The organism is Mesorhizobium sp. M2E.F.Ca.ET.209.01.1.1 (assembly GCF_004010375.2).
GTDB lineage: Bacteria > Pseudomonadota > Alphaproteobacteria > Rhizobiales > Rhizobiaceae > Mesorhizobium.
The window spans coordinates 1-3,108 of record NZ_SADP02000046.1 but is presented as its reverse complement, the minus strand read 5'-3'; the positions used below and the strand labels follow the sequence as shown (position 1 = coordinate 3,108).

The window sequence follows — 3,108 nt, the reverse complement described above, 5'->3', positions numbered from 1 at the left end:
GCGGATGGCGACTTGTCCGGCGATCCACAGGGTGCGGCGCAGCCGAGCATTGCCGAATTTGGAAAGGCGGGTCTGGCCCCGATATTGGCCTGACTGCTGTGTCGAGAGGTTCAGCCCGCAGAACTTTGACGGCAGCTACAGTTCGGTGTGGCGGCATGCTCAGAGTTGGGCGGCGGATCGCGGCAGCGCCGAGGCCCACATTCCGCTGAGTTTTGCACCTGGCGAGGCCTACCGGTTCGACTGGAGTCACGAGATCGTCCTGCTCGACGGCGTGACAGTGACAGTGAAGGTCGCGCACATGCGGCTCTGCCACCAGCCGCATGTATTCGTGAGGGCGTATCCGTGCGAGACGCAGGAGATGGTGTTCGACGCGCATGATCCGGCGCCGGGCACGATCCTTTCCATTCCCCGGCGCTGAAGCTAGCTCACGAGCCGGTCGCCGACTGCGCCCGCTATGACAGTCTCAGGAGGACAAACAGCCGTGGAACGCACCGAGGTAATGGAACTGATGGGAGCGCTGAAGCTCTACGGAATGCGCAGCGCCTATGACGAGATCATGGGCGCGTCGCCATCAAGCGACAGCACGAGCCGCCCAGGATTGTCGGTGATCTCTTGCAGGCCGAGATATCGGAGAAGTAGGCCCGCTCCATCAAATACCAGCTCGCCGTCGCCAAGTTGCCGCTGGCCAAGGACTTCGACTTCGCCGGCACGCCGGTCAACGAACCCCGGATGCGCGATCTCGCCGGCGGCGTCTTCGTCGCCGATCATCGCAACGTCGTTCCTGGTCGGCGGAACAGGCACAGGAAAGTCGCATCTGGCGATCGCCATCGCCCGCTCACTCATCCGCAACGCCGCGCGAGGCCGCTTCTTCAACGTCGTCGACCTGTTCAACAGGCTGGAGGCCGAGACCCGCTCCGGCCGCCAGGGCCGCATTGCCGATCACCTGACCCGGCTAGACTTCGTCGTGCTCGATGAGCTCGGCTATCTGCCCTTCGCCCAGGCCGCCGGGCAGTTGCTCTTCCATCTCATCTCGAAACTCTACGAGCGCACCTCGATCCTCATCACTACCAATCTCGCCTTCGGTGAATGGCCGAGCGTCTTCGTCGACGCCAAGATGACCAGCGCGTTGCTCGATCGCCTCACTCACCATTGCGAGATCGTCGAAACCGGAAATGAGTCCTGGCGCTTCAAGAGCCGCTCTCAAACTGAAGCCGAAAGCCAATCAGCCGCGCCCGATCAGGCTGTGCAACCCCAACCAGCTCCGCCTGATCGGGCGCTCACCGCAGCTCGCTGCGCGCCTCGGTGGATAGGTGCCCAACATCGAGATCAATAATCAGCTCGAATGCCTGCCCAAGGTAGCGCATCTCTACCTGGCGCATGCACCTGGCCTTCCCGGAAACACCCAGAAGGCGCTCCGCCTCACGCTGGAGCTGAACGTAAGCCTGTTCAGCTGCCGTATCGTCGAGCTCGTCCAGTCGTGCGACGAAGGCTGATGCGACAGCTACTGACTTTTCGGCCAGAAGCAGACCCACGGCACTGAAAACGCCCGCTGCTGCAGGAACATATATGCGGCCGATCTCCAAGCTTCGCGCGATGGACGCCCCATGCACGCCGCCATTGCCTCCACAGGTTGTCCTCGGTTAGAGCCAGGCGACTGATACGTGTTTTGGACTTTAGGCTGCCATGTGGACGATGCCAATTGTATCTGTGTAGCCAGACAGGCAGTTCGGCGGCACGGTGATCGGATGTCGGATGCGATGGCATAAGCCCATTCGCGCAATGCTGTCTGGATGAAGCGCTCGGCCTTGCCATTGGTCTTGGGCGTATAGGGTCTTGTCCTGACGTGCTTGAGGCCGAGATCGCGGCAGGCCTTGGCGAAGGCCTTTGATTTGTAGCAGGAGCCGTAGCACCTACGGAATGAAGGAGCCGCGGCGACCGAGAGAGCGGTGCGCGCAGCTCGCTGCAGGCGCGCACCGCTGTCGAGGCGGCCATGGCCAGTCAAAGTTTCTCTAGAATGTGGAATGTTCACAGCCCATTCCGGAGAGACCGACCATGACCACTTCAGATTCTACACCCGCCGCCGCGGTGCTGGTAGCGATCGACATTGCCAAGGTGCGCAATGAAGTTCTGATCGAAGCACCGGGCCACAAGCGCCGGCGTCGCCTTTTGGTCCTCAACACCCGGTGTTGAGCACGACCATATGATCGAAGTGCTGCAGGCGTACGGCCGCCCTGTGGTCTGCGCCTTTGAAGCGACCGGGAAACCGGCCGATAGCATGGCGCCTGGCTGAAGCGGGTTTCGAGGTGCGGCTGGTGGCGTCGCTGGCGCTGGCCCGAACACGAGAAGCGTTGCACAACAGCTGGGACAAGAACGATCCAAAGGATGCCCAGGTGATGCTGCACATGCTCAGGATCCAGGCGACGCAGGTCTACCATGATCCGCCGCGCGCCGGCATCACGACGTGCAGGAACTGTCGAAGACCCATGAAGCGATCGCCAAGGGCCAAGACCGAGATCCAGCACCGTATCCTGACGCACTACCTGCCACTGTATTTTCCCGAGATCGATCGATTCCGGGGGAACAGCCGCAGCGATTGGTTCTTCGCCTTCCTTCATGCCTTTCCGACGCCAGCAAGCATCACGGACAAAGGAGGAGTTTGTGACAGCAGCGTGGGATGTCGTCGGCCGCAAGGTCAGCAAGACACAGATTCTAATGGATATTTACGAGACGGCGCGCTCATCGATCGGACTGCCGCTGCCGCTTGATGTCCCTGCCATTCGCATGTTCCGGATGGTCATTGACGAAGCACGCAGCCTGATCCGGCAGCGCAATGAGATCGAAGCGCAGGCCGACGAGCTGTTGCGGCACAGCCAGGATTATCAGCTCCTGCGACAAATCCCGGGCATTGGACCGATCAACGCATTGACCATCATTGCCGAAGCCGGCGATCTTCGCCGTTTCACCCATCATCGCCAGTTTCTAAAGTTCTGCGGGCTGAACCTCTCGACACAGCAGTCAGGCCAATATCGGGGCCAGACCCGCCTTTCCAAATTCGGCAATGCTCGGCTGCGCCGCACCCTGTGGATCGCCGGACAAGTCGCCATCCGC

The 3,108-nt window shown here is 61.2% G+C and carries 1 protein-coding gene and 5 pseudogenes; 4 read left to right on the top strand and 2 right to left on the bottom strand.

Going from position 1 to position 3,108, the window contains the following annotated elements:
• Positions 1 to 126 (bottom strand): annotated as a pseudogene (locus tag EN852_RS34430) (transposase); the annotation flags it as partial.
• Between EN852_RS34430 and EN852_RS42710 the strand changes: the two are divergent.
• The 3 genes and pseudogenes from EN852_RS42710 to EN852_RS42705 all read left to right on the top strand — a co-directional run.
• Positions 125 to 385: pseudogene (locus EN852_RS42710) on the top strand (IS21 family transposase); the annotation flags it as partial. The pseudogenes EN852_RS34430 and EN852_RS42710 sit on opposite strands and share 2 nt — an antisense overlap.
• A gap of 96 nt (positions 386 to 481) precedes the next feature.
• Positions 482 to 1,333, top strand: a pseudogene (gene istB / locus EN852_RS34420) (IS21-like element helper ATPase IstB).
• On the top strand, positions 1,311 to 1,493 hold the full coding sequence (locus EN852_RS42705; RefSeq protein WP_245460402.1) for a hypothetical protein: 183 nt from the start codon (positions 1,311 to 1,313) through the stop codon (positions 1,491 to 1,493). Before istB ends, EN852_RS42705 begins: the two are co-directional and overlap by 23 nt.
• Before the next feature lie 133 nt (positions 1,494 to 1,626).
• On the opposite strand, the pseudogene EN852_RS34410 reads toward EN852_RS42705, so the two are convergent.
• Positions 1,627 to 1,903, bottom strand: a pseudogene (locus EN852_RS34410) (integrase core domain-containing protein); the annotation flags it as partial.
• Between the two features lie 149 nt (positions 1,904 to 2,052).
• On the opposite strand from EN852_RS34410, the pseudogene EN852_RS34405 reads away from it, so the two are divergent.
• Positions 2,053 to 3,108 (top strand): annotated as a pseudogene (locus EN852_RS34405) (IS110 family transposase); the annotation flags it as partial.